Consider the following 24,669-nt stretch of genomic DNA (forward strand, 5'->3'; position numbering starts at 1 on the left):
CGCCCTACACCAACGATACCGTTGGCAATGTCCACTTATATGCCAAAAGGGGCGAACCTTGGGTTCGCCCCTTTACGCATCTTACAAAATCAATACAGCGGCTTGCTCTCCGGCTCCTGCGCGGGCTCGGTCGGCTCGGCTGCGGGGGCAGCGGCGGGCTGACGGCGCGCGGCGGCGACCTCCTGATGGAAGGTCACGGGGTTCGCGTGGTAGCGCTTCTCAATCTCAGCGTCGTAGCCGATCATCGCATCGGGATAGGTGCTCTGCATCTGGCGCAGAATCTCCTGCGCTTCGTCCTCATTGCGGACGTAGATATCGTGGCAGGCACGTTTCTCCTTCGCGCCGAAAACGCGCACCATCAGCTCTTTTCTCACGGTCAGGATGCCGTAAGCTTTGTGGCGCACTGTGTACTGGTAGGCCCAGACCACGTCGTCACCGGCCAGCACCCAGGAATTGCCGCCCTTGTCGTACATCAGCCAGCTGCGGTTCATGCGGACCTTGCCATCCTGCATCGTGTCCTCGTAGAAGCGGTCGAGGGCCTGCTCGGTGGCCTGCGGGTCGTCCGAAGCCTTGATGTAGTTGCGAATCTGCTTCTGGAAGCCACCCGTCAGGGAGCGGACGACAAACCAAATCAGCAGTGCCAGCACCAGCAGCATCACAATGCCCATGAAGCCCAGCACAAAGGTATCGCTGCCGTCGATCTCGTCATCGGTCAGCACCAGCGGCAGGAAGGTGCAGCCGTCCTCCAGACCGATGTCGTCATAGCTGAAACCGGCGTCGATGAAGTAGTCCTCCCACAACTGCTTGGTCTCATCGTCCATCCGCTTCAGGGTGCCGCGCACGGTCACGTAAGAGCCGTCCCACTCGTAGCTGCCATCCTCGTCGTCCAGCATGCGCGCGGTGTCGTCGACGACCGCCTCGGCGTCGTCGATTTTGGACGCGGGCACTTCCAGACCGATGTAAATGGTTGCATCCGGCGTGTTGATGGGCATAATGTACTCACGCGCGGAGACCTCATCGCGCTTGCCGCTCTCGCTGCGGACGGTTTCGGCGTAGTAGTCGATCAGGGTATCGACGTCCATCGTGATATATTGTCCCTGCAGGGAGAGGATGTCCTCGTGGTCGTCCAGCGGCTCAAAGTAGGCGGGGCCGGCCAGCATCTTGACGATGCCGGGGCCAAACACCACGCCGAGGGCGGCCGTGACGATGCCCAGCACGATGATGCACCACAAATTGCCGAGCAGGGTTTTCTTTTTCAAGGATTCCAGCATTTTGTTTCCTCCATTCTTTTTGTTAGGGTTCACAATAAGTGTAACAGTTTGTTCATATATTGTCAACCGACTACGCATGTTTGCGCAAAAAATCTTTGGGTGTTGCTTCCTAAAGCCGGTCATACACAGCGCGCAAAAAAACGCCCCTTCCGGTCAAACCGAAAGGGGCGGGGTTCAGCTATTTAATTCGCAGTTAAGCTACTCGCAGATTACAGCTCAGCGAAGTACTTAATGGTGCGGACCATCTGAGAGGTGTAGGAGTTCTCGTTGTCGTACCAAGAAACGACCTGAACCTGATAGGTGTCGTCGTCGATCTTGGCAACCATGGTCTGGGTGGCATCGAACAGAGAGCCGTAGCGCATGCCGATGACATCGGAGGAAACGATCTGATCCTCGTTGTAGCCGAAGCTCTCAGAGGCAGCAGCCTTCATGGCAGCGTTGATGGCTTCCTTGGTGACATCCTTGCCCTTGACAACGGCAACCAGAATGGTGGTGGAGCCGGTGGGAACGGGAACGCGCTGAGCAGAGCCGATCAGCTTGCCGTTCAGCTCGGGGATGACCAGACCGATGGCCTTGGCAGCACCGGTGGAGTTGGGGACGATGTTCTGGGCACCGGCACGGGCACGGCGCAGGTCACCCTTACGCTGCGGGCCGTCCAGAATCATCTGGTCGCCGGTGTAAGCATGAACGGTGGTCATGATGCCGGAGACGATGGGGAAAGCCTTGTTCAGGGTGTCGGCCATGGGGGCCAGGCAGTTGGTGGTGCAGGAAGCAGCGGAGATGACCTGATCCTCAGCGGTCAGGGTCTTCTCGTTGACGGAGTAGACGATGGTCTTCAGGTCGTTGCCGGCGGGAGCAGAGATGACGACCTTGCGGGCGCCAGCCTGAATGTGAGCCTCAGCCTTAGCCTTGCTGGTGTAGAAGCCGGTGCACTCCAGAACGACATCAATGCCCAGCTCGCCCCACGGGCAATCCTTGGCATCCTTAATGGCATAGATGGTGATCTTCTTGCCGTCGACGACGATGTAATCCTCGCCAGCCTCAACGGTGTGCTTGTTCTCGCCGATCTTGCCCAGGAAAGAGCCCTGAGCGGTGTCGTACTTCAGCAGGTGAGCCAGCATAGCGGGGCTGGTCAGATCGTTGATGGCGACAACTTCGTAGCCGTCAGCCTCAAACATCTGACGGAAAGCCAGACGGCCGATACGGCCAAAACCATTGATAGCAACTTTAACAGCCATAGTGAAATCCTCCCAAGATTTGTCTTTTTCACCTTATGAGCGGTAGCCCGCTCGTCGGTATGGTACTATTGTACCCCATTTGCAGCGTTTCTGCAAGAGGGGTGTTATTCTTTTAACACGATTTTTTCAAAAAATCTGTACATTTTTTGAAATTCCAGCTATTACCACTGCGCCGGGCGTAAACACGGGGCAGACTAAGGGCAGACTTTGCAGAGAAAGTGGGGGAGTGCCATGCCGGTTTTTGGGCAGACACGCGCAGCACTGGCGGCGGCTGCGGCGCGCGGGGCAGACATAGTATCCTCGCTGCGGCTGGTTATGACGGCCGAGGCGCTGACGGCCCCGCCTCCGGGGCAGGCGCTGGAGCTGAACACCGAATTGGAGGTGCTGTGCGATGCCTGCCGGGAGCTGGCGGCCTGCCGCAGCGGCTGGCTATACCTCTGCCCGGCAGGGGATGTGCAGCCCGCCGCACTGCCGCGCGGGCTGCTGCACGGCGTTGTGCTGAGCTTTCTGCGCGGGGTGCTGCGCAGCGGCGGCCGGGCGGTGATCCGCGTGCTGCCCCACGGCGAGGCCGCAGTGCTGACCCTGCAGGGCGGCAGGCCGGACAGGATGCCCGGGGATCTGCCAGCGCTGCTGCACCGCTGCGGTGCATATGTCACGACCGGGGACGGCGGACGGTACGCAGCGGCGGTGCGCATGGCCCCGGCACATGGGCTGCCGCTGCGGGAGGCCCCCGCACTGGCAGAGCTGCTGCTGGACCGCTACAGCGCGCCAAGGGTCTACCTGCAGGGGTTCTGCGTGGAGGAGGAATGACCGGCTATAAAAAATGCAGGGGGCGAGTCTGACTCGCCCCCTGCGGTGTTATTCGGTTTCCTCCCCGCAGGCCTGCCACGCGCAGACCAACCCGCACAGCCCGAACAGGCCGATGCCGATGCCGGTCAGCAGGTCCGGCAGGACCAGCATGCCGCGCACTGCCTCAAACAGGGTCTGCGGCAGTTCCAGCCCGGTGCAAAGAAGGAACGCCCCGGTGCCCGCCGCAAACAGCGTGTGGCCGCAGGGCAGCCCCGGCACAAGGAACACCTTCAGCAGTACGACCGCCAGCAGCAGGGCGGCTGCGGCGCTGAGAACCCGCAGGGAGCAGGGCAGCCGATGGAGCGAGGCAGGGGTGAACTGAAAGCGCCAGAGCAGCTTCCAGAGGAAGAACAGCGGCACGACCCCGGCCAACAGCGGGCGGCCCAGCCGTTGGCGCTGCATGCCGAAGCCGCTGAACGCCCGCACGGCGTAATACAGCAGCCAGCCGCCGCAGAAAACCGGCAGCAGAAAATCCGCCCAGGCCGCCCACACCGGGTAACCGGCGGAGAAGAACGCGGGGAACTGCGCGGCGTAGATGACGACATTGACGGCGGAAAAACCGGCGGCGACCAGCACAGCGCCGGTCAGCGCCATGCAGATGCCGAGCGGCCGGCAGGTATCCTGCAGACCCGCAGGCTGGGCTGCCGCGCGGCGGGCGGGCAGGTAGGGCAGTGCCAGCGCCGCCAGCCACGGGATGTACCGCAGCCAGACCGAACCCGCCGTGGCAAAGCCGGTGTCGGCGTCTGTCCAGAGCAGCAGGTCGGCCAGATGAAGACCGGCCATGGCCAGCCCTAAAGCCAGCACTGCAATGGCGTTGGGATGCTTATTTTTCATGAAAGTGCCTCGTTTCATACAGGGCGCGGCCGCCGCATATACATGGGACAAGCCGCGCGGGATATCCCTATTGTACCGCCCCGCGCCGCAAATTGCAAGGAGGGCACGCCCCTTGAAAAAAACATTCCGCCGTGCGGCGCTGCTGACTCTGCTGGCCCTTGCCGCGCCCTTTGCGGCGCTGCCGCTGGCAAGGCCGATGGCTGTTAGCAGTGAGCTGCCGCCCGCAACTGCACAGCCCGCCGCTACACCGCAGCCGCAGCCCACCGCTGTGCCGGCAGAGTGCAGCTTTGATGCGGCTGCGCCGATACTTATTGAGGATGACGGCGAGGCGCGTACCGTCAGCGTGCAGGCGTTTCTCATCGGCACAGCCGCCAGTGAGATGCCGCCCGACTGGCCCGAGGATGCAATTCTGGCCCAGATGGTGGCCGCCCACAGCTACGCCCTGAGCCTGAACGGCGCAGCGTTTAGCTGCAGCAGCGCCCGCTGTGCAGGCTGGACCGATGCTGAGGTGCTGCAGGCGCGCTGGGGCGATGCGTTCGACAGCAGCTATGGCAGACTTGCCGCACTGGCACAGACTGCAGCGGGGGCGGTGCTGTGCTGGGACGGTGCGCCCGCTGCAGCCTGCTACCACAGCATCAGCACAGGAAGGACCGAGGCAAGCCAAAATGTCTGGACGCAGGCGGTGCCGTACTTACAGGGGGTCGACTCACCGTGGGACGCCGACGTGCCGGGGTATGAAATGACCGTCACCTACAGCGCCGAGCAGGTCTATACCGCCCTGCTTGGCCTTGGCCTTGCGGCGGAGGAGATACAAAACACCCCCGCCGACTGGTTCGGCGAGGGTGTGCGGGACGAAGCGGGGTATCTGGCGCAGATGTCGGTCTGCGGGCAGATGTTTGCCGGGACAAGGCTGCGCAGTGCGCTCAGTCTGCGGTCTGCAGCGTTCACCGTGGACTATGACGCGGGGGAGAACGCATTTGCCTTTACGACCCGCGGCTACGGCCACGGCGTGGGCCTGAGCCAGTACGGCGCGAAAGCCATGGCCGAGCAGGGCAAGAGCTGGCGGGAAATTTTGGAATGGTACTTCCCGGGGTGTGAGGTGGTGGAGTAAACACCTGCCTTCCCCCGAGGGGGAAGCCGCTCACCATTTACGGCAGCTCCACGGTAAAGGTCGTCAGCTCTGCATCGGTGTCAAAATCGTAGACCTTTACCGTCAGGCTGCGGCAGTTTTCCGGCACGGCAGCAAAGTAGTCATAGCTGGCCTTGGTGCATTGTTCCGGGTGGTCGAAGTCCGCCGGGTCGGCCGTCCATGCGCCGTCCGTCCACCAGCCGCCCTCGCCGCGCTCGTGCCCCAGCTCCGTGCCATCCTCGGTGAACAGCCTCACATTCACCCAATGCTGTTCCGCCGGGAAGCTCAGCAGCACTTTGGTCGCGGCGGGCGTGGCCGTGACGCTTTGCAGGGTGATGCCGTTTTGTTCCATGGGTGTATCCATCGTGCGCACGCCCGCATCGCTGACCTCGGGAATGGTAAAGGTCAGTGTGTAGCTGCCGGGCAGCGGGGTCTGGTCTGCGTAGTCATAGTGCCAATAACTTTGGCCATCGGTTTCGAGAATACTCTTGTTGCAGGCCACGAGGTCGGACAGCGTCAGCGTTGCCGTGTGCCCGGCCAAATCATCGGGTGCAAGGAACAGCTCATAATTGATGCCCGTGACAAAGGTGCGGTCATCGCGTTTTTCAAAGGTAACACCGCCGTTCAGTTCCGTGCCGTTATCCAGCACCAGTGTGCCGTACTGCCCGCCGCCGTTCTGCAGCGCCTTTTCTACGGCGTCCTCGCTGGGGCCGATGGCGTTGAACCCGGCCAGACTATCGTCCTCGGCGGTCAGCATCAGGCTGATGCGCAGCCAATCGCCGTCGTTGAAGACCTGCCCCAATGTCAGGGTGTAGGGACTGTCGGCGGTCTCGGCAGTGGATTCCACCGTCTCGGCGTATTTGTTCAGCTGCTCACTTTGCAGCGAAACATAGTCGTCCTGCCCGCCGCGGTTCAGCCAGCTGAACAGGCTGCCCACCACAGGCAGCTGCTCGGCCACAGCGGGCGCGGCAAAGTTGACACTGCCCAGTCCCACGGCCATGCAGGCTGCGGCTGCTGCGGCCACCCGCCCCCATGGAAAACGGCGCATGACAGTCTTTTTTGCCTGCGGCAGCTTGGCGCAGGCCGCGTCCAGCACGCGGGCAAATTCATCATCGGTCAGCGGGGCGGCGGGCATCGGCTGCTCATTCAGCGTTTTCAACAAATCGGCATCAAAATTTTTGTTACGCATGGGTGTACACTCCCTTCTCGGTCAGTTGGTGGCGCAGACGGTCACGCCCGCGGCTCAGGCGGGTGTTGATGCTCTCAACACTCATATTCAGCGCGGTGGCGATCTCCTTGCTGGATTGCAGCAGATAATACTTGCGCAGAAAGATGTCCCGGTCGGGCGGGGCCATGGCGGCTACCAGCGCCCCGACAAGGTCGGCGGCATCGGCGGTGGCGCGGTCAAACTCAGCCAGCTCGCCGAGCGTTTCGGCCAGGCCGTCATCCAGCGAGAGCGCCTCGCGGCGGCGCAGGGCGTTGTAGCGGTCGATGCCCTTGTTGCGCGCCGTGACAATGAGCCACGGCCGCAGTGGTGTTGCGGTGTGATCCAGCTTGGCCGCATTGCGCCAGAGCGAAACAAAGACATCGGCCATGCATTCCTCCCGGTCGCAGGGGTTCTGGGGCAGGATGCGGTTCAGCACCGCCTTTACCAGCGGCGCGTAGGCAAGCATGGCTGCCTCCAGACCCTCCTCCGGGTGCGTCTGCAGCAATCGGGTCAATTCCCGGTCCTTCATGGGTGGTTCCTCCTTTTTGTGGGTTCTGACTATATAGACCCGGGCGGGAGGGGAAATCTTACAGATTCACTAAAAATGCCTTCCCCCTTGGGGCTGCGCCCGCAGGCGCGTGTCGGAGCGCAACCGCCGAAGGCGGCTCTTAGCGCGTAGACTGAAGGTGGCGCGAAGCGCCGGATGAGGGGCGAGTTCGCCGCGATTGCCCGTTCCCGGGTTGCCGTGGCACACCTGCCCCTCATCAGTCAGCGGGCGGGGCCGCTGACAGCTTCCCCCGAGGGGGAAGCCTTTCCCGCGTACAAAAAAACAGACGTTGTTTTCACAGCGTCTGTTTTTTGTTTTATTTCCCGGCCGGCAGGGTGAACACGAACCGGCACCATTTGCCCTCCTCGCTCTCGGCGTGGATCTGGCCGCCCGACAGGTTGATCAAAATTTTACAGATATGCAGCCCCAGTCCGCTGCCGCGCGTGTTCATGCCGCGGGAGCGGTCCTCCTTATAGAAACGCTCAAACACAAAAGGCAGGGCTTCGGGGGCAATACCTGCACCCGTGTTCTCGATGCGCACCTCCACCATGCTCCCGTGCTTTTCGGCGGCAAAGCTGATGGCACCGCCCGCCGGGGTGAATTTGATGGCATTGTCTACGATGTTATACACGACCTGATGTACAAAATCCGGGTCAGCATAGATCGGCAGCGGGTCGCCGCCCAGCCCCTGTATGTCGATTTTGCCGTCCTCAATGCGCTGCTCATCGCTGAGTACGACATCGGTGACAGTTTTCCACAGATCGTAGGTCTGGGCGTGGATAAGCACCTCGCCCGCCTCCAGCTTGGTGATGTCCAGCATGTTCTGGACCAGCCGCGCCAGACGCCCTGTCTCCTGCGAGACGATGCCGAGGTAGTGCTTTGTCTCCTCGGGCGGGATCGTGCCGTCCAGCATACCATCGATGAAACCCTTGATCGTCGTCATCGGGGTGCGCAGCTCATGCGCGATGTTGCCCATGAACTGCCCGCGGGAATTGTCGATGGTCTGCAGCCGGGCGGCCATATTGTTAAAGGTGGTCGCAAAGTCGGCCAGCTCCACGCAGCCGTCCACCGGGGCGCGGGCGGTGAAATCACCGCTGCCCAGCCGCCGCGCGGCCTCGCTGATGTCCTCGATCGGGCCGGTGATGCGGCGGGCCAATACCCAGCACAGTACGCTGCACAGCAGCAGGATGGCAGCGGCCGAAATGCCGAACATGGCCAGCATGTCGGTCATGTAGCTGCCTAAGGCGTTCATGGGGCTGGCGGCAAACAGGTAGCCGTCCTGCCCGCCGACTGTAATGCGCCGCCCGGCGGTGTAGTATTTTGCGTTGTACACGCCGTCCAGCGTACCGGTCTCGAAAATATCGCTGCCTTCATCAAGCTGTGCAATGTAATCGGGCGGCACATTCGCGCCGGTGAAGGCCTCGTCCCCGGTGTGCAGCAGGATGCTGCCGTTTTTGTCGGCAATGAAGATCAGCGCGCCGGAGGTGGTGTTGAACAGCTCAAACCCGCTGTGGGCCCGCTCGACAAGATCCTCACCCTGCAGGGGGCGGGTCACGATCGCCCCCTCATCGGCAAACCGCTCGCTCAGCGCGGTTGCGCCGTTCAGCACATCGGTCAGCGAGCTTTTGCGCTCGCTGATAAAATGGGCCGCCGACAGCGCGGTCTGGATGGCGCACATAACGCTCAGGCCCAGCACCAGCACGGCGGCGATGGTCGCAAAAAACTCGCGGCTGATCGTGTTGCGGCGGCTCATTCCCTGACCTCGAACTTATAGCCAACGCCCCAGACGGTTTTCAGGCTCCACTGCTCGGAGGCACCCTCCAGCTTTTCGCGCAGGCGCTTGACATGAACATCGATCGTGCGGGAATCGCCGTAGTACTCAAAGCCCCACACCTCGTCCAGCAGCTGGTCGCGGGTATAGACACGGTTGGGGTGGCCCGCCAGACAGGCCAGCAGCTCCAGCTCCTTGGGCGGGGCCTCGACGACCTTGCCCTTGACCTTCAGCTCATAGCGGTTCATGTCGAGGTGCAGGTTGTCAAAGTCGTAGACGCCCTTGTTCTCCTCCTCCTTGGCGGAGGAGCGGCGCAGCACGGCCTTGATGCGGGCCGTGACCTCCTTGGCGTCAAAGGGCTTGACAATGTAGTCATCGGCGCCCAGCTCAAGGCCCAGCACCTTGTCATAGGTCTCGCCCTTGGCGGTCAGCATGATGATGGGGGTGTTGTCCTTGGCGCGGATCTTGCGGCAGACCTCCCAGCCGTCCATGACAGGCATCATGACATCGAGCAGCACCAGATCGGGGTGCAGCTTGTCAAACTCGGTCAGTGCGGCCGAGCCGTCATGGACCATCGTCACATTGTAGCCCTCCTTGACAAGGTAGAGGCGGAGCAGCTCACAGATATTTTTATCGTCATCGACGACCAGAATTTTTTCGTTTGCCATCTTGGTTTCCTCCCACAGCCGCACAGAGCGGTTAATATTCTTATTATACCGCATAATTGTGTACAAAAAAAGAACAGAAACGGTGGATTGTGAAAAAATGTTGGGCGCAGCATACGGCACCCCCGGATAAGCAAAAAAGCACAGGCGGCAGCGGCGCGGCGGCGCGCACTGCCCTCTGTGCTTCAGGCATCGGGGTCACTGGTTTTGCGTAGCTTTCTCGGCAAAGTCGATCATCTTGCGGTAGGTTTCCTCGCTCAGGTCATGCTCCACCTTGCAGGCGTCCTTGGCAGCGATGTCAGGGTCAACACCCAGCGCCACAAAGAACGCCGTAAGCGCGCGGTGGCGGCCGTAGATGCGCTGCGCAATCTCCATGCCGGGGGCCTCCAGCTTGATAAAGCCATCCGGATCCATCGAAATATAGCCGTTCTCGCGCAGGTTTTTCATCGCCACGCTGACGCTGGGCTTGGAAAACCCCATGGCCACCGCAATATCGATCGAGCGCACGGAGCCCTTCTTTTCCTGCAGCATCAGGATCTTTTCAAGATAATCCTCTGCGGATTCGTGAATATTCATGGCCACAGCCTCCTTCCAAACAGAATAATAGTATTCTTATCATACCACACCCGGCGGCGCTTTGCAAGGCTCAAGCTGCACCGTGCCGCAGAACACCGTGACGGCATCACCGGTCAGCAGTATGGTGTCATCCCGGCACACCTGCACCTCCAATGTACCGCCCGGCATCTGCACCAAAATGGGCGCGCCGCGCGGGCAGCGGCCGGTCAGCACGGCGGCGGCCGCTGCGGCGCAGGCCCCGGTGCCGCAGGCCAGCGTGGCCCCGCTGCCGCGCTCCCACACGGAAGCGGTCAAAGCCAGCGGGCTGAGCTGCTGCACAAACTCAACATTGATGCCGCCGGTAAAGGCCGGGTGATGCTCCAGCGCGCGGCCGTACCGGGCCAGTGCCTCCCCGGCGGGCGGGGTCTCCCGGGTAAAGATGACACAGTGGGGGTTGCCCACAGCCACGCAGCTGACCCGCCAGCTGCGCCCGCCCGCGCACAGGGGCTGCTCCAGCAGCGGCCCGCGGCCGAGCGTTTGTGCGCCCACGGTATCCCCGGCAGCGGTAAAGCGGCCCATCTCGGCCTGCCACAGCCCTGCGCCCACACGGCGCAGGATGCGCCGCCCGGCGCGCGGTGTGTCGATGCGCAGGCAGTCCCGCCGTACACCGTGGGTGTATAAAAATTCCGCCGCACAGCGCACGCCGTTGCCGCACATCGCCCCCTCGCTGCCATCGGCGTTGAACATCCGCATTGTGGCGTCACCGTCCGCAAGCAGCGGCGGGCAGAGGTAGATCACCCCATCTGCCCCCACAGAATAATGCCGCCGCGAAAGCTGCACCGCCAGCGCGGCGGCATCGGGCGGCAGCCCCGTTCTGCGGCAGTCCAGATACAGGTAATCGTTGCCTGCGCCCTGCATTTTTGTAAAATTCAGCTCCATAGGCCCACCTCCCCGCAAATCCTATGCGGGCGGGGGAAAAATTACCACTTACCCCCTTGACATTCGCAGAAAGATACGATATATATTAAATGTATATCTGTGTATAAAAAGGAGTTAAATTATGGATTCCGAAGTTTTCAGCCGCATCCGTGATTATTTGGCAGAGCAGCTCGAGGTCGAGCCTGAAAAAATCACTGCCGACAGCGACATCGTCAACGATTTCGGCGCTGACAGTCTGGATGTTATTGATATGATCACCACCCTGTCCGATGAGTTCGGCGTTGAGATCCCCGACGAGGACATCGAGAATTTCCACACCGTCGGCGATGTGGTCAACTATCTGGAAGAAAGAATCTGAACAACAGCCCCGCTTTTGTTCAAGAGAGTGTGAGGATAAGAAAAATGGCGAACGATAAGAAAAAGATGGTTGAGGCGATCACCGCACAGGAGGTCGACTTTGCCCAGTGGTATACCGACATCTGCACCAAGGCGGAGCTGGTAGAGTATTCCAGCGTCAAGGGCTTTGTGGTGCTGCGCCCCTATGGCTACGCCATCTGGGAGAATATCCAGAAGGATCTGGACGCCCGCTTCAAGGCGACCGGCCATGAGAATGTGGCGATGCCTGTGCTGATCCCCGAGAGCCTGCTCAAGAAGGAGGGTGAGCTGGTCAACGGCTTTGCCCCCGAGGTTGCGTGGGTCACGGCCGGCGGCAGCGACCCGCTGGAGGAACGCCTTGCGGTGCGCCCCACCAGCGAGACGATGTTCTGCGACCATTTCAGCCATGTGCTGCACTCCTACCGTGATCTGCCGATGCTGTACAACCAGTGGTGCAGCGTTGTCCGCTGGGAGAAGTCCACCCGCCCGTTCCTGCGCACCCGTGAGTTCTGGTGGCAGGAGGGTCATACCATCCATGAGACCGCCGAGGAGGCCAAGGCCGAGACCGAGCAGCAGCTGAACTGCTACGCTGACTTTGCCGAGCATGACCTGTGCATCCCCGTGCTGAAGGGCCGCAAGACCGACAAGGAAAAGTTTGCCGGTGCGGAGGCGACCTACACCATCGAGGCTATGATGAAGGACGGCAAGGCCCTGCAGAGCGGCACGAGCCACTACTTCGGCGACAAGTTCAGCCGCGCCTACGATGTGACCTTTACCGGCCGCGATAACACGCTGCAGTATCCGTTCCAGACCTCTTGGGGTGCCTCCACCCGCCTGATCGGCGCCATCATCATGACCCACGGCGATGATGACGGCCTGATCCTGCCCCCGGCCATCGCGCCCATTCAGGTCGTGATCGTGCCGGTCGCCGCCCACAAGCCCGGCGTGCTGGACAAGTGCCGCGAGCTGGCTGCCGAGATCGGCCAGTATGCCCGCGTCAAGCTGGATGACAGCGACAAGCAGCCCGGCTGGAAGTTTGCCCAGTGGGAGATGAAGGGCGTGCCCGTCCGCCTTGAGATCGGCCCCCGCGACATCGAGAACGGCCAGTGCGTGCTGGTCCGCCGCGACACCCGCGAGAAGCAGTTTGTCAAGTTTGAGGATCTGGCCACGGCCATCCCCGCTGCCATGGAGGCCCTGGCAAAGGACCTGTATGAGCGCGCACTGCAGAACCGCGAGCGCCGCACCTACAGCGCCACCACGATGGAGGAGGTCAAGCAGATCGCCAAGGAGCACACCGGCTTTATCAAGACGATGTGGTGCGGTGATCTGGCCTGCGAGGAGGCCATGAAGAGCGAGGCTGGTCTGTCCAGCCGCTGCATGCCCTTTGCGCAGGAGCAGCTGAGCGATGTCTGCCCGGTCTGCGGCAAGCCCGCCCAGAAGATGGTCGTCTGGGGCGTAGCGTACTAAGAAAAAGGGGATGCTGCAAGGCATCCCTTTTCTTGTATATCCTGTAGGAGCGGATTCCCTATCCGCCCGAACCGTGCAGCCACCTGACGGGCGGATAGGAAATCCGCCCCTACGATATGATGATGAAAATCTTACTTGCAACACTTCTGATTTACGCCCTCAGTCTGGTTCTCACGGCGGTGGGCAGCCGGTTGGCGGGGCGCTGCACTACTTGGTGCTGTGCGCTGCTTGGTCTGCCTATGTGGGTCGTGGGGGGCACAGTTACGCCCCTTTGTCTGGCACTGCCGCAACTGGTGCTGGCGTTCCTCGCTGCAGGCATGTCGGTCACGGCGCTGGCGGTCGGCACAGCACTGGCCGGTGCCGTCACCAATTTGGGGCTGGCGCTGGCTGTCTGCCTGCTCAGCCGCCGCCGGTATGCTGTGGCTGACCGCGATGAGCTTTGCCGCAAGGCCGTGCTGCTGCTGGCCGCCTGCGGTGTGCTGGCGGTCTTTGTGCGGGACGGTGAGCTTAGCTACACCGGCACCGGCCTGCTGATGGGGCTGCTTGTGCTGTTCGTGCTGACAAGCATCGTCTTTCAGCACAGATTCACCTACGGTGAGACGATCGAGGTGCTCTCCACCTCGGAGGAAACGCCCCGCCGGCGGCTGGATGCGCAGAGGTACGGCTATACCGCCCATACGATGGCCTTCCCGGTCATGAGCATCTGGAACGCGCTGAAAAATCTGGCCGGTGTGCTAGGCGGGCTGGCGCTGCTCTTTTCCGGGGCGCGGGCGCTGGTCTACAGCGCCACAACGCTGGCAAACCTGACCGGCACGATCCAGGCCCTATGGGCGGCAACGCTCATCAGTCTGGGGTTCTGCATCCCGCTGCTGGTCGAGGCGCTTGACCACCCGCTCGGCTCGGTCTGGAAGCGGTTCTCGATCCGCTGCCGGTACTACCCGCCGGATTCGCTGCCTGTTCAGCTGCTGAACAGCGCAATTTTAAACCTGACGCTGGCGCTGCCGCTTTCCAGCCTGATGTACCGCCACAGACTGCCGGTGGGCGCCCAGTTCCGCAGCTATGAGGTCCCGGTCTGCGCGGCCATGGCGCTGGTGCTGCTGCTGCCGCCGCTGTGCAAACACAAGCTCAAGCGCTGGCAGGGCGGCGCATGTCTGGTGCTGTATATTCTCTATCTGGCCGCCGTGCTGCTGCTGCCGCTGGCGGGCGCGTAATTGAAAAATTGCACGATTGCATTTTCGTAGAGTTGTAGGGGCCGCACATGTGCGGCCCGCAACTGTCCCATTATTGCTCGTCTGCCGTATACATGCGGGCCGGGCATGCCCGGCCCCTACAAAGCAACAGCGGTCCACGCTTCGTATCCCGAAGTGTGGGCCGCTGTTGCTTTTCAGGCTTACTTTTTTAACGCTGCGCAGGCTTCTTTGATGATCTCCCGCTCCACAAAATGCTCCTTTTTGCCGTGGATGATCTGGTAATCCTCGTGACCTTTACCTGCAAACAGAACGATGTCGCCGGGCTGTGCCATCTTTACGGCCGCATAGATCGCCTCGCGGCGGTCGGTGATGCAGGTATAGGGGGCGTCCGGGGGCATATAGCTGGCAATGTCGCGGATGACATCCTCCGGCGGCTCGTTGTCCGGATTGTCGCTTGTGATGACGGTGTAGTCGGCATATCTGCCGGAGGCCTCGGCCAGCTCGCGGCGGCGGACCTGCGTGCGGCCGCCGACCGAGCCGAACACGCAGATCAGGCGGTGCGGATTGTAGGCGCGCAGCGTCTGCAGAGCGCTGGTCAGCGAGAGACCGTTGTGGCTGTAGTCCACGATAAAGGTGCGGCCGGGCAGCCCCTCCACAACCTCAAACCGGCCCTGCACAGGGGTGTGGGCCAATGTGGCGGCAGCCTGCGCGGGCATTACGCCGAATGCCCCGCACAGTGCGATGGCGCACAGCGCATCGGACGCGCTGAACGCGCCGGGTGACATGACCTCAACATGGGTGCTCTGCCCGGCATGGCGGCAGACAAAATCAATGCCCAGCGCGGTGCTGCTGCGATACTGTGCCAGCATCACGCCGCGGTAGTCAGCCTCGGCCTTAATGCCAAAGCTGACCTGCTCACCACGAAAGCCATCGCGCATGAAATTGCTGTAAGGGTCATCTGCATTGTAAACCATCGTGCGGGCGTTGTACTCGGCAAACAGGCGGTGTTTTGCGCATTTGTAGTCCTCAAAATCCGGGTGCTCGCCGGGGCCGATGTGATCCTCCGACAGATTCGTAAAGGCCACGACCTCAAACGGAACGCCGTCCACGCGATGGTGGCGCAGGGCCTGACTGCTGACCTCCAATACACAGTGATGCACACCGGCGTCCAGCATCTTCCGGAACAGGCGGTGCAGCTCAAGGCTTTCGGGGGTGGTGTTGGCGGTGGCCTCGTGGCTGCCGGCAATATCCACACCGTTTGAGCCAATGTAGGCGCAGGGCAGGCCGGCCTCGGTCATGATCGCGGCGGTCAGCAGCGCGGTCGTGGTCTTGCCCTTTGTACCGGTAATGCCGATCAGGTGCAGCTTATCGGCAGGGTTGCCGTAGAAATCCGCCCCGATGACGGCCAGCGCAGCGCGGGTGTCGTCAGTGACGATTTGCACAGCATCGGCGGGCAGGTCGAGTGTGTGCTCCACCAAAAAGGCACGGCAGCCGTTTTGATAGGCACTGGCGGCGTAGGTGTGGCCGTCCAGCCACGCACCCACCAGACAGACGAACAGCGAACCGGCGCAGGCCTTGCGGGAATCATAGGTGATCGCGGTGATGTCGGTGTCCGATGCGCCGGTGTGGGGGATGCGGTTGACAAGGTCGTTTAACTTCATATAAAAACTTCCTTTTTATTAAAAAGCCTTCCCCTGAGGGGGAAGGTGGCCGAGCCTGCGAGGCCGGATGAGGGGCGGGGTATCGTGGCCGCCCGCTTACGGGGTGCATCGGCAGACATGCCCCTCATCAGTCCGCTTCGCGGACAGCTTCTCCCTAAAGGGAGAAGCCTTCTCCCTTACTTCTGTACCGGGTAATATGTCTTAAACTTCTTAAACTGCCTTCTCAGCTGCTCCAGCACGCAGGCGTAGCGCACCGGGTTCCACATAAGGTCCGGCTTGTAGAGCAGCGAGCAGGCCTCCTTGCCCTGTGCCTTCAGCGCCTTGGCGCGGGCAACGAGATCCTTATCCTCGGTGTAGGTGAAGGCTACCTGCGCCGGCACATGATGCCAGAACACCTCGTTCTTGTTCAGCACACAGTCTGTGCCGCCGTCGCTCCACTTTTCCACGACCAGCTTGGCAATGTTCATGCCGGTGGCCGTGACATAGTAGTTGCTGCGGCCCTGACGCAGGTTGATCTCAAACACGCGGTAGTCGCCGGGGGTGCCGCTGTACTTGATGTCAAAGTTGGAAAAACCGGTGTAGTGGCAGGCCTCCAGCATTTTGCAGATATTCTCGACCAGCGGCAGGGAGGTCGTATCCTCGCTGACGATGGCGGCGTGGTTGCCCAAGCCGTGGGGGGTGTGCTCCTCGACCATCGTGTGCCCTAAGCACATCGCGCGGACCTTGCCGTTCTCGTCCGAGAAGGCGGTCAGCACCCGCATGTGGTCATCGCCGCCCGGCACCATCTTCTGCAGGACCATGCGGTCCGGGTAGCCGCTGGCGTAAATGGTTTTCACGATCTCGGCGGCCTCGGCGGGGGTGGCTGCGGTGTAGACCTTCTTCATCGTGTCAAAGGGGTGCTTCCAGTAGTCAACGCTGGAGGACGGCTTTACGATGATGGGATAGGCAAAGCCCAGCTTATCCTCGGTCAGCTCGGCGGCGGCCACCGGGGCAGTCAGGATCTTGGTGTCCGGGTAGGGGATGCCGAACTTGTCGCAGACCTCGTAGAACTCGGCCTTTTTCTGGATCGAGCCGTACAGGTCGGCGGCAGGGCCGGGGGCAATATACTCGGTCAGCTCGGCCTTGCGGCGGATGATCATGGCGGCGTAGTCATCGGTGCAGCCAAACAGGTAAAGGCGCTTACCCTTATGCTGTGCGGCAAAGTCATGCAGAATACGCAGCATGGTATCCTCGTTGTCCATATCGGGCACGGTGGTAAAGTGTATGAGCTTGGAATACTTTGTCGGTGCCATCGGGTAGCGGCCGTAGGCGTAGCTCTCCACGCCGTAGGCCTCATGGAATGCGCGGGCAAAGTTGTAGCAGTTCAGGTCTGCACCAAGGAATACAGGGATAATGTCGGACATGGGAAAGTACATCTCCAATTTTCTAAAATAGGCTTCCCCCTCGGGGGAAGCTGTCCGCGAAGCGGACTGATGAGGGGCGACCTGTCGTGGCTGCCCGTTACAGGGGGGCGGGGGAACGCTGCCCCTCATCCGGCCCTTACGGGCCACCTTCAGTCTACGCGCCAAGAGCCGCCTACGGCGGTTGCGCTCCGACACGCGCCTGCGGGCGCAGCCCCGCAGGGGAAGGCTTTATAAATCACGCATCAAACTTCTCAAAGAACTGCTCATGCCACGTTAAGAACGTGTAGGCAGTCCAGATCTTGCGGCGCTCGTGCTTGGGGTCGGCCAGCATGGCGACTAGCTTGTCCTGATCGAAATACTCGGCCGCTACATCGCTGGTAAAGCTCTTGCGCACCTTGGCGGAAAATTCCGGGTCTTCCAGCCACTTGGCAATCGGCACCGGGAAACCCTTCTTCGTGCGGTTGGCCCAGGCATCAGGCAGGGTCTTGTTGGCGGCGATGCGCAGCACGGCCTTGGTATCGCCGCGCAGCTTGTAGCTGTCGGGGTAGCACTCGGCCTCGCGCAGGACCTCACGGTCCAGATAGGGCACGCGCAGCTCCAGACTGTGCGCCATGCTCATCTTGTCGGCCTTCAAAAGAATATCGCCGGGCAGCCAGAGGTTCAGATCGAGGTACTGCTTCTTTTCCAACTCGCTCAGATCCTTCACGCGGTCATAGATCGGCGCGGCGACCTCGCGGGCGGTGGGGCCGACACGATACTTCGGCTTCAGGATGTCATAGGCGTCCTTTTCCTCAAAGACATGGGCTTGCCCAATGAACCAGTCCTCCGGGCGGCCGCTGCCCTTGATGATAAAGTCGTGCCCCTTAAAGTAGGGCAGCTGCTGGCTCACATCGCTGGCCAGATGGCGCAGCGGTGCGGGCAGGCGCTTGTACTTCTGCATCAGCGGGGTGTCGGCGTACCACTCGTAACCGGCGTAGATCTCATCAGCGCCCTCGCCGGAGAGCACGACCGTGACATGCTGGCGCGCCAGCTGGCACAGGAAGTAGAGCGGCACGCTGGACGGGTTGGACTGCGGCTCGTCCATGTGATACTGAATATCCGCAAAGGCGTCAAGGCACTGCTCCTTGGTCAGCATCTCGCGGTAGTTCTTGATGCCGAGCTTGTCGGAAAGCTCCCCGGCCTCGGTCGTTTCGTCAAATTTGTGGGTGCCGTCCGGGCTGGCAAAGCCGACCGAGAAGGTCTCATCGGGCATCAGGCAGGCCGTGATATAGCTGGAATCCACGCCGCCGGACAGGAAGGAGCCGACCTTGACATCGCTGATGCGGTGGGCGGCCACGCTCTCCCGCACGCGGGCGTCGATCTGATCGGCGCACTGCTCATAAGAAAGCGTCGTGGGGTGGCGGAAATCGGCGTCCCAGTACCGCTCGATCTGCATTTTGCCGTCCTTGTAGGTGAACCAGTGGGCAGGGGGCAGCTTGTAGGTGCCCTTGAAGAAGGTCTCGTTCATGGCGCTGTACTGGAAGGTCAGGTAGGGGCGCAGCGCCTCGGCGTTGACCTCCCGGCGGAAGCCGGGGTGCTCCAGCAGGCTCTTGATTTCGCTGCCGAACAGCAGCTCACCCGCCTCGGTCTGGGTGTAGTAGAACGGCTTGATGCCGAAAATGTCGCGTGCGCCGTACATCTCGTTGGTTTTCGTATCCCACACGACAAAGGCAAACATGCCGCGCAGCATACCGGCCAGCTTTGTGCCGTACTCCTCATAGCCGTGCAGGATGACCTCGGTGTCGCAGTGGGTCTGGAAGATGTGGCCCTTGGCCTGCAGCGCGGTGCGCAGCTCCATAAAATTGTAGATCTCGCCGTTGAACACGCAGACAACGGTGCCGTCCTCATTGTACATGGGCTGTTTGCCTGCGGCCAGGTCGATGATGCTCAGACGGCGGAAGCCCAGCGCGATGGCGCTGCGGGGGTCATTGCCGCTGATATGGTAGCCCTCCATATCGGGGCCGCGGTGGATGATGCGGTCTGCCATTCTGTGCAGGATGGCCTCGCGCTGTTCACGCAGGCCGGTAAAGCCAACAAAGCCACACATGGTAATTTCCCTTTCGTTTTATCTATAGAACAATTAGACAGAATTTTACTTATATATTTGTATATTGTACCACAGATGCAGGGAAAAGAAAAGTATGCCCGTAAAATATTCAGCAAAATGTAGGGGCGGGGCTCTGCTCCGCCCGGTAAGCTGCCGCAGCCACTATGTTTGCGGGTCGTCGGGGACGCCGACCCCTACAACCGCAGGGGCGCATTCCATATGCGCCTGAAAAGTTCACCCTGCCGCAAGCGGGCACGGGCGGAGCAGAGCCCCGCCCCTACAGATATACAACAAAACCCCGCAGCAAAGCACAAGTGGCTTGCTGCGGGGTTATCATGAAATTTTACTCTTTATCCTCGGTCGTAACCTTATCGGTTTTGCCCTCGCCGTCCAGCGCTTCCTCCAGCGTGTGCCAGGCAAGCACCGCGCACTTGACGCGGGCGGGGACATGGGCAATGCCCTGCAGGGCGGCCACATCCTCAAGATCGTCCAGCTCCTCGGGGGTGATCTTGCCCTTGATCATCTGGAAATACAGGCTGATGAGGCGGTGCGCATCCTCCACGGTGCGGCCCTTCACAAGGTCAATCATCAATGAGGCGGAGGCCTGCGAGATCGCACAGCCGCTGCCGATAAAGCCGGCGTCCTCGATCTTGCCGTCCTTCACGCGCAGCTGCAGCGTGATGTCATCCCCGCAGCTGGGGTTGACACCCTCCAGACTGTGGGTCGCCCCCTCGACAGGGTGGCGGTTCTCCTTGCTGCGGCTGTTCTCGGTAATGATCTGGGTATACAGTTCGTTCAGGTTCACAGGCCCATCACCTTTCTGACATTTTCAAGATTTTCCAGCAGGGCATCCACATCCTCGGCGGTGTTGTAGATGGCTACGCTGGCGCGGCAGCAGCTGCCGATGCCCAAAAACTCCATCAGGGGCTGGGCGCAGTGATGCCCGGCGCGGACAGCCACGCCGCCTGCATCAAGGATGGTGGCTACATCGTGGGGATGGACCTCGTTGACATTGAAGCTGACAACGCCGTAGCGGCCGTCTGCCACAGGCTCACCGTAGACAGTCAGCCACGGCATGGCGCGCATACCGGCCAGCATACGGTCCAGCAGCGCATGCTCGTGCGCCTCCATGGCCTGCCAGCCGATGCCGTTCATGTAGTCGATGGCGGCGGCAAAGCCGACCTCACCGCCGACGTTGCGGGTGCCGGCCTCAAACTTGCGGGGGCCATCGGCCCAGGTGGCGCCGCTCTCATGCACAGCGGCGATCATATCGCCGCCGCTCAGGAAGGGGGGCATCTTTTCCAGCAGCTCCGCACGGGCGTACAGGGCGCCCACGCCCATGGGGGCGTACAGCTTGTGGGCAGAGCAGGCGGCAAAATCCACATCCAGTTTTTTGACATCCACGGGGGTGTGGGGGGCGCTCTGTGCGCAGTCCAGCACCACCACAGCACCCACGGCATGGGCGCGCTTGACGATCTCCTCCACGGGGGCGCGCAGGCCCAGAACATTCGAGACCATCGCCACGGCGACAACCTTGGTTTTGCTGGTGATTTTCCTGTCCAGTTCCTCGGTCGTCAGGCGGCCGTTCTCGCCGGGATACATATAGACGAGCTTTGCGCCGGTGGCCTTGGCCACGCGCTGCCACGGCACCATGTTGGAGTGATGCTCTGCCACAGAGATGACAATTTCATCGCCCTCATGCAGGAAATTCATGCCGTAGCTGTAGGCGATCAGGTTCAGGCTCTCGGTCGTGTTCTGGGTAAAGACGATCTCATCGTCCTCGGCGTTGAAGAACTGCGCCACGGTATGGCGCGCACCCTCGTGGGCATCGGTGGCACGCATCGCCAGCTCGTAAACGCCGCGGTGGGGGTTTGCGTTTTCTTTAGTATAGTAGTTGACCACTGCGTTCAGAACCTGCGTGGGGTGCTGGGTGGTGGCGGCGCTGTCCAGATAGACAAGGCGCTTGCCGTTTTCATCGGCAGCCAGAATGGGGAAATCAGCTGTCCAATTCATCGTTGAGCCTCCCTGCAACATTTTCACGCACCTCGTCCTGCAGGCTCTCCAGCGGGATCTTGTCAATGGCGGGGGCAAAGCGGGCATCCACCATCAGGCGGCGGGCCTGTGCCTCGCTCAACCCGCGGGAGCGCAGATAATACAGCTTGTTCTCGTCAAGGCGGCCCACGCTGGCAGCGTGCTGGCCCTCGACCTCCTCCTCACCGCAGAGGATGAGGGGGGCGGTACGGTTGCGGGCGTTGGGGCTGAACAGCAGCACATCCTCGCTCTCATGGCCGACACCGCGCTTGGCACCGCGCTGAAAATCCACCGTGCCGCGCAGGATCTTGTCGGCGTGGCCGGTCAGCACACCGGCGGTGTGCATCTCGCACAGTGTATCCTTGCCGGTGTGGACAGAGACATCGTTGAAGTCCAGCACATCGCTGCCATGGCCGAAATACACGGCGTCAAGGTCATACTCGCACTTGTTGTGGTTCAGCAGGGTGCGGGTGCCGCAGGCAACGACTGCGCCGCCCAGCTCAATGCGGACCTGCTCGACCCGGGCGGAGGTGCCCTGCTCAATGGAAACGGCGTTCCAGCGGCGGGCATGGCTGCCCAGCAGCTGGACCTGAACCAGAACGACATGCGCACCCTCAGCAGCGCGGATGCGGGTCAGGTTGGCGGAAACGCCGTCCACGGCATCGCCGCGCACGACCTGCACAACGGTCAGGCTGCTGCCCTCGGCAGCATCAATGGTCAGGCAGGTCAGTGCGTGGGGGTGGTCGGCGTCCAGTGTATTCTCAAACACAACGGGCGCATCGGCGGTGCCGGAAACGGCCAGATGGTTCACAAGGTTGGCGTTCTCGGCCAGCCAGGCATCGGTCTCGGCACCCATGCCGCTGGCGGCAAAATCAGTAAAGTCAGCCTCGGCAGGGGCGGTCACACCGGCAGGCAGGGCAGGGGAGAGGATCTCCGCCTTGGCCCAGCCGTCAGCGGGCACAGTGGGCAGTGCCGCCGATGCCGGCGCATAATTCACGCCCAGCGGGTTCCAAGTGGAAACCGGCAGGCGGTTCATGGTTGTAGTCATAGCAATATCACCTTATTAGCAGTTGTAAGATAAGAGATAAAAGATAATAGATAATAAAAAATGTGGAATGTGTGCTGAAGCACACATAAAATTTTGTTTTTGCCTTTGGCAAAAACTCCACCATAATTCTTATCTTTTATTTATTATCTATTATCTTTACCCAATGCTTCCCTTCATCTCCAGATGAATCAGGTTATTCATCTCCACCGCGTATTCCAGCGGCAACTCCTTGGCGATGGGCTCGGCAAAGCCGCCGACGATCAGGGCGCGGGCGTCCTCCTCAGTCATGCCGCGGCTCATCAGGTAGAAGATGGCCTCCTCGCTGATGCGCCCGATCTTGGCCTCGTGGCCGACATCCACGGCATCGCAGCGGATGTCCATGGCGGGGATCGTGTCGGAGCGGCTGCGGTCATCCAGCATCAGGGACTCGCAGCTCACGCTGGACTTGCTGCCCGCAGCGTTGGGCAGCACCACAACGGAGGAGCGGAAGTTGGAGACGCCGCCGTCGCGGGCGATGCTCTTGGTGGAAATGTGGCTGGTGGTGTTGGGGGCCGCATGCACGACCTTGGCACCGGTGTCCAGATCCTGCCCGGCACCCGCAAAGGTGATGCCGGTGAACTCCATGCGGGCACCCTCGCCCTGCAGCACGCTCATCGGGTACAGGCAGCCCGTGTGGGAGCCGAAGGAACCGGATACCCACTCGATCGTGCCGCCTTTTTCCACGCGGGCGCGCTTGGTGTTCAGGTTGTACATGTTTTTGGACCAGTTTTCAATCGTGGAGTAGCGCACGCGCGCACCCTCGCCGACGAAAATCTCCACGCAGCCTGCATGCAGGTTGGCCACATTGTACTTCGGGGCAGAGCAGCCCTCGATAAAGTGCAGGTAGGCACCCTTGTCCACAATGATAAGGGTGTGCTCAAACTGGCCGGCACCCGGGGCATTCAGCCGGAAATAGGACTGCAGCGGAATATCCACATGCACGCCTGCGGGAACATAGACAAACGAGCCGCCGCTCCACACGGCACCATGCAGCGCCGCAAACTTGTGGTCGGTGGGGGGCACGCACTTCATGAAATGCTCCTTCACCATATCGGCGTAGGGGCCGGTCAGCGCGCTCTCTATATCGGTGTAGATGACACCCTGCGCGGCAACTTCCTCTTTTACATTGTGGTAAACGACCTCGGAGTCGTACTGCGCACCCACGCCGGCCAGACTCGAACGCTCGGCCTGCGGGATGCCCAGACGCTCAAAGGTGTTCTTGATGTCGTCAGGCACTTCGCTCCATTTGCCGCGCATCTCGGTGTTGGGACGCACATAGGTGACGATGTTGCTCATGTCCAGCCCCTCCAGCGAGGGGCCCCAGGTGGGCAGGGACATCCGGTTGTAGGTGTCCAGCGCCTTCAGGCGGAACTCACGCATCCACTCGGGATCGTGCTTTTCCTCCGAGATCTTTTCCACGATCTCTGCCGTCAGGCCGGAGTTGACCTCGAACGCTGCGTTGACCTTGTCCTTGATGTCGTAGACACTGCGGTCGACCTCGGCAATCTCGGTCTTTTCAGTCTCGAAGGCTCTCATTTGGCTTCGTCCTCCTTCAGGGCGGTGAAGCCTTCCTCAATGATCTCATTGACAAGACTGCCGTCACCGGTGCGCACGATGCGGGCATCGTCCAGCACATGGACATAATCGACCTGCAGGCCCTCAAGAATCTTGGCGTTGTGGGTGATGATGATCAGGGCGTTGTCGGCGTTGTGGTAGGCCTTGATGCCGCTGGCCACCGTCTTGACGGCGTCCACATCGAGGCCGGAATCAGTCTCATCGAGCAGAGCAAGGCTGGGCTTGAGCATGAGCAGCTGCAAGATCTCGGCCTTCTTCTTCTCGCCGCCGGAGAAGCCGACATTCAGATAGCGGTCGGCGTAGGACGGGTCCATGTTCAGCGCTTCCATCTGGGCGGCCATCTCATGGCGGAACTTCATGACCTTGACGGGCTTGCCTGCAATGGCACCGGCTGCCGTGCGCAGGAAACTCTCCAGCGTGATGCCGGGGATCTCCTCCGGCGTCTGGAAGGAGAGGAACATGCCAGCGCGCGCGCGGACATCGGCAGTCTCATGGGTAACATCCTGACCGCGGAAGAGGATCTGGCCGCGGGTCACGGTATAGCGGGGATCACCCATCAGGGCGCTCATAAGGGTGGACTTACCGGCGCCATTATGGCCCATCAGAACATGGGTCTCACCGGCGTTCACCGTCAGGTTCAGCCCATCAAGAAGGACCTTTTGCTCCTCCCCAACGATGACCTGTAAATCTTTGACTTCCAGCAGCGGACTGCTCATGGAAAAAACACCTCCAAGTGGTATAAAACCGGGATATGGGCAGGAAGCCCCCCGGATAGTTTTGCTCTACCGA

Annotated in this window: 22 protein-coding genes; 5 read left to right on the plus strand and 17 right to left on the minus strand. The window is 61.2% G+C overall.

The genetic code is table 11. From position 1 onward, the window contains the following. Positions 1–89: 89 nt before the first annotated feature. Complete coding sequence (locus OGM67_00275) at positions 90–1,271, minus strand: hypothetical protein (protein UYJ34824.1); 1,182 nt, start codon at positions 1,269–1,271, stop codon at positions 90–92. A gap of 209 nt (positions 1,272–1,480) precedes the next feature. Beyond that, the gene (gap, locus tag OGM67_00280; GenBank protein ID UYJ34825.1) at positions 1,481–2,509 is read right to left on the minus strand and encodes a type I glyceraldehyde-3-phosphate dehydrogenase; all 1,029 of its coding nucleotides are present in this window, start codon (positions 2,507–2,509) and stop codon (positions 1,481–1,483) included. 231 nt (positions 2,510–2,740) lie between these two features. Between gap and OGM67_00285 the strand changes: the two genes are divergently transcribed. Then, positions 2,741–3,319: a hypothetical protein gene (locus tag OGM67_00285; protein UYJ34826.1), complete on the plus strand. Its 579-nt coding sequence runs from the start codon at positions 2,741–2,743 to the stop codon at positions 3,317–3,319. A gap of 48 nt (positions 3,320–3,367) precedes the next feature. On the opposite strand, the gene OGM67_00290 is transcribed toward OGM67_00285, so the two are convergent. Next, complete coding sequence (locus tag OGM67_00290) at positions 3,368–4,192, minus strand: hypothetical protein (GenBank protein UYJ34827.1); 825 nt, start codon at positions 4,190–4,192, stop codon at positions 3,368–3,370. A 112-nt stretch (positions 4,193–4,304) separates the two neighbouring features. Here OGM67_00290 and OGM67_00295 point away from each other — a divergent pair, with 112 nt between their 5' ends. Further along, positions 4,305–5,303, plus strand: coding sequence for a SpoIID/LytB domain-containing protein (locus tag OGM67_00295; protein ID UYJ34828.1), 999 nt, complete (start codon positions 4,305–4,307; stop codon positions 5,301–5,303). 37 nt (positions 5,304–5,340) lie between these two features. Here the strand turns inward: OGM67_00295 and OGM67_00300 are convergent, their stop codons facing one another. The 6 genes from OGM67_00300 to dapF all read right to left on the minus strand — a co-directional run bounded on the left by OGM67_00300 (position 5,341) and on the right by dapF (position 11,005). Beyond that, a complete protein-coding gene (locus tag OGM67_00300; GenBank protein ID UYJ34829.1) occupies positions 5,341–6,510 on the minus strand; it encodes a DUF4179 domain-containing protein in 1,170 nt (389 codons plus the stop codon). Beyond that, positions 6,503–7,057, minus strand: a complete 555-nt coding sequence (locus OGM67_00305) for a sigma-70 family RNA polymerase sigma factor (GenBank protein UYJ34830.1) — start codon at positions 7,055–7,057, stop codon at positions 6,503–6,505. The genes OGM67_00300 and OGM67_00305 overlap by 8 nt, the downstream gene beginning before the upstream one ends. 334 nt (positions 7,058–7,391) lie before the next feature. Continuing rightward, the gene (locus OGM67_00310; GenBank protein UYJ34831.1) at positions 7,392–8,828 is read right to left on the minus strand and encodes a HAMP domain-containing histidine kinase; all 1,437 of its coding nucleotides are present in this window, start codon (positions 8,826–8,828) and stop codon (positions 7,392–7,394) included. After that, positions 8,825–9,514, minus strand: a complete 690-nt coding sequence (locus OGM67_00315) for a response regulator transcription factor (protein UYJ34832.1) — start codon at positions 9,512–9,514, stop codon at positions 8,825–8,827. The genes OGM67_00310 and OGM67_00315 overlap by 4 nt, the downstream gene beginning before the upstream one ends. 195 nt (positions 9,515–9,709) lie before the next feature. After that, the gene (locus OGM67_00320) at positions 9,710–10,087 is read right to left on the minus strand and encodes a metal-dependent transcriptional regulator (GenBank protein ID UYJ34833.1); all 378 of its coding nucleotides are present in this window, start codon (positions 10,085–10,087) and stop codon (positions 9,710–9,712) included. A 39-nt stretch (positions 10,088–10,126) separates the two neighbouring features. Then, positions 10,127–11,005 carry a diaminopimelate epimerase gene (dapF, locus tag OGM67_00325; protein UYJ34834.1) on the minus strand — a complete coding sequence of 293 codons (879 nt, stop codon included), beginning with the start codon at positions 11,003–11,005 and terminating at the stop codon, positions 10,127–10,129. Between the two features lie 121 nt (positions 11,006–11,126). Here dapF and acpP point away from each other — a divergent pair, with 121 nt between their 5' ends. From acpP to OGM67_00340, 3 genes are all read left to right on the plus strand, one after another. Continuing rightward, positions 11,127–11,363, plus strand: a complete 237-nt coding sequence (gene acpP, locus OGM67_00330) for an acyl carrier protein (protein ID UYJ34835.1) — start codon at positions 11,127–11,129, stop codon at positions 11,361–11,363. Between the two features lie 44 nt (positions 11,364–11,407). After that, entirely contained in the window at positions 11,408–12,847 is a 1,440-nt protein-coding gene (proS, locus tag OGM67_00335) for a proline--tRNA ligase (GenBank protein UYJ34836.1), read from the plus strand. A gap of 116 nt (positions 12,848–12,963) precedes the next feature. Then, positions 12,964–14,058 carry a hypothetical protein gene (locus OGM67_00340; GenBank protein UYJ34837.1) on the plus strand — a complete coding sequence of 365 codons (1,095 nt, stop codon included), beginning with the start codon at positions 12,964–12,966 and terminating at the stop codon, positions 14,056–14,058. Positions 14,059–14,237: 179 nt separating this feature from the next. On the opposite strand, the gene OGM67_00345 is transcribed toward OGM67_00340, so the two are convergent. The 8 genes from OGM67_00345 to sufC all read right to left on the minus strand — a co-directional run bounded on the left by OGM67_00345 (position 14,238) and on the right by sufC (position 24,596). Continuing rightward, entirely contained in the window at positions 14,238–15,698 is a 1,461-nt protein-coding gene (locus tag OGM67_00345) for a UDP-N-acetylmuramoyl-L-alanyl-D-glutamate--2,6-diaminopimelate ligase (GenBank protein UYJ34838.1), read from the minus strand. 176 nt (positions 15,699–15,874) lie between these two features. Continuing rightward, positions 15,875–17,101 (minus strand): ATP-grasp domain-containing protein, encoded by a 1,227-nt coding sequence (locus OGM67_00350; protein ID UYJ34839.1) that lies wholly within the window; start codon positions 17,099–17,101, stop codon positions 15,875–15,877. Positions 17,102–17,336: 235 nt separating this feature from the next. After that, complete coding sequence (gene asnB / locus OGM67_00355) at positions 17,337–19,187, minus strand: asparagine synthase (glutamine-hydrolyzing) (GenBank protein UYJ34840.1); 1,851 nt, start codon at positions 19,185–19,187, stop codon at positions 17,337–17,339. A gap of 343 nt (positions 19,188–19,530) precedes the next feature. After that, positions 19,531–19,992 carry an SUF system NifU family Fe-S cluster assembly protein gene (locus OGM67_00360; GenBank protein ID UYJ34841.1) on the minus strand — a complete coding sequence of 154 codons (462 nt, stop codon included), beginning with the start codon at positions 19,990–19,992 and terminating at the stop codon, positions 19,531–19,533. Then, positions 19,989–21,200 (minus strand): cysteine desulfurase, encoded by a 1,212-nt coding sequence (locus OGM67_00365; protein ID UYJ34842.1) that lies wholly within the window; start codon positions 21,198–21,200, stop codon positions 19,989–19,991. Before OGM67_00365 ends, OGM67_00360 begins: the two co-directional genes overlap by 4 nt. Beyond that, a complete protein-coding gene (locus OGM67_00370; GenBank protein ID UYJ34843.1) occupies positions 21,184–22,266 on the minus strand; it encodes a SufD family Fe-S cluster assembly protein in 1,083 nt (360 codons plus the stop codon). Before OGM67_00370 ends, OGM67_00365 begins: the two co-directional genes overlap by 17 nt. A 156-nt stretch (positions 22,267–22,422) precedes the next feature. Then, positions 22,423–23,841 carry a Fe-S cluster assembly protein SufB gene (gene sufB, locus OGM67_00375; protein UYJ34844.1) on the minus strand — a complete coding sequence of 473 codons (1,419 nt, stop codon included), beginning with the start codon at positions 23,839–23,841 and terminating at the stop codon, positions 22,423–22,425. Next, the gene (gene sufC, locus OGM67_00380; GenBank protein UYJ34845.1) at positions 23,838–24,596 is read right to left on the minus strand and encodes a Fe-S cluster assembly ATPase SufC; all 759 of its coding nucleotides are present in this window, start codon (positions 24,594–24,596) and stop codon (positions 23,838–23,840) included. The genes sufB and sufC overlap by 4 nt, the downstream gene beginning before the upstream one ends. Positions 24,597–24,669: the final 73 nt, after the last annotated feature.

It is taken from the genome of Oscillospiraceae bacterium, from assembly GCA_025757985.1.
Classification (GTDB): Bacteria; Bacillota; Clostridia; order Oscillospirales; family Ruminococcaceae; genus Gemmiger.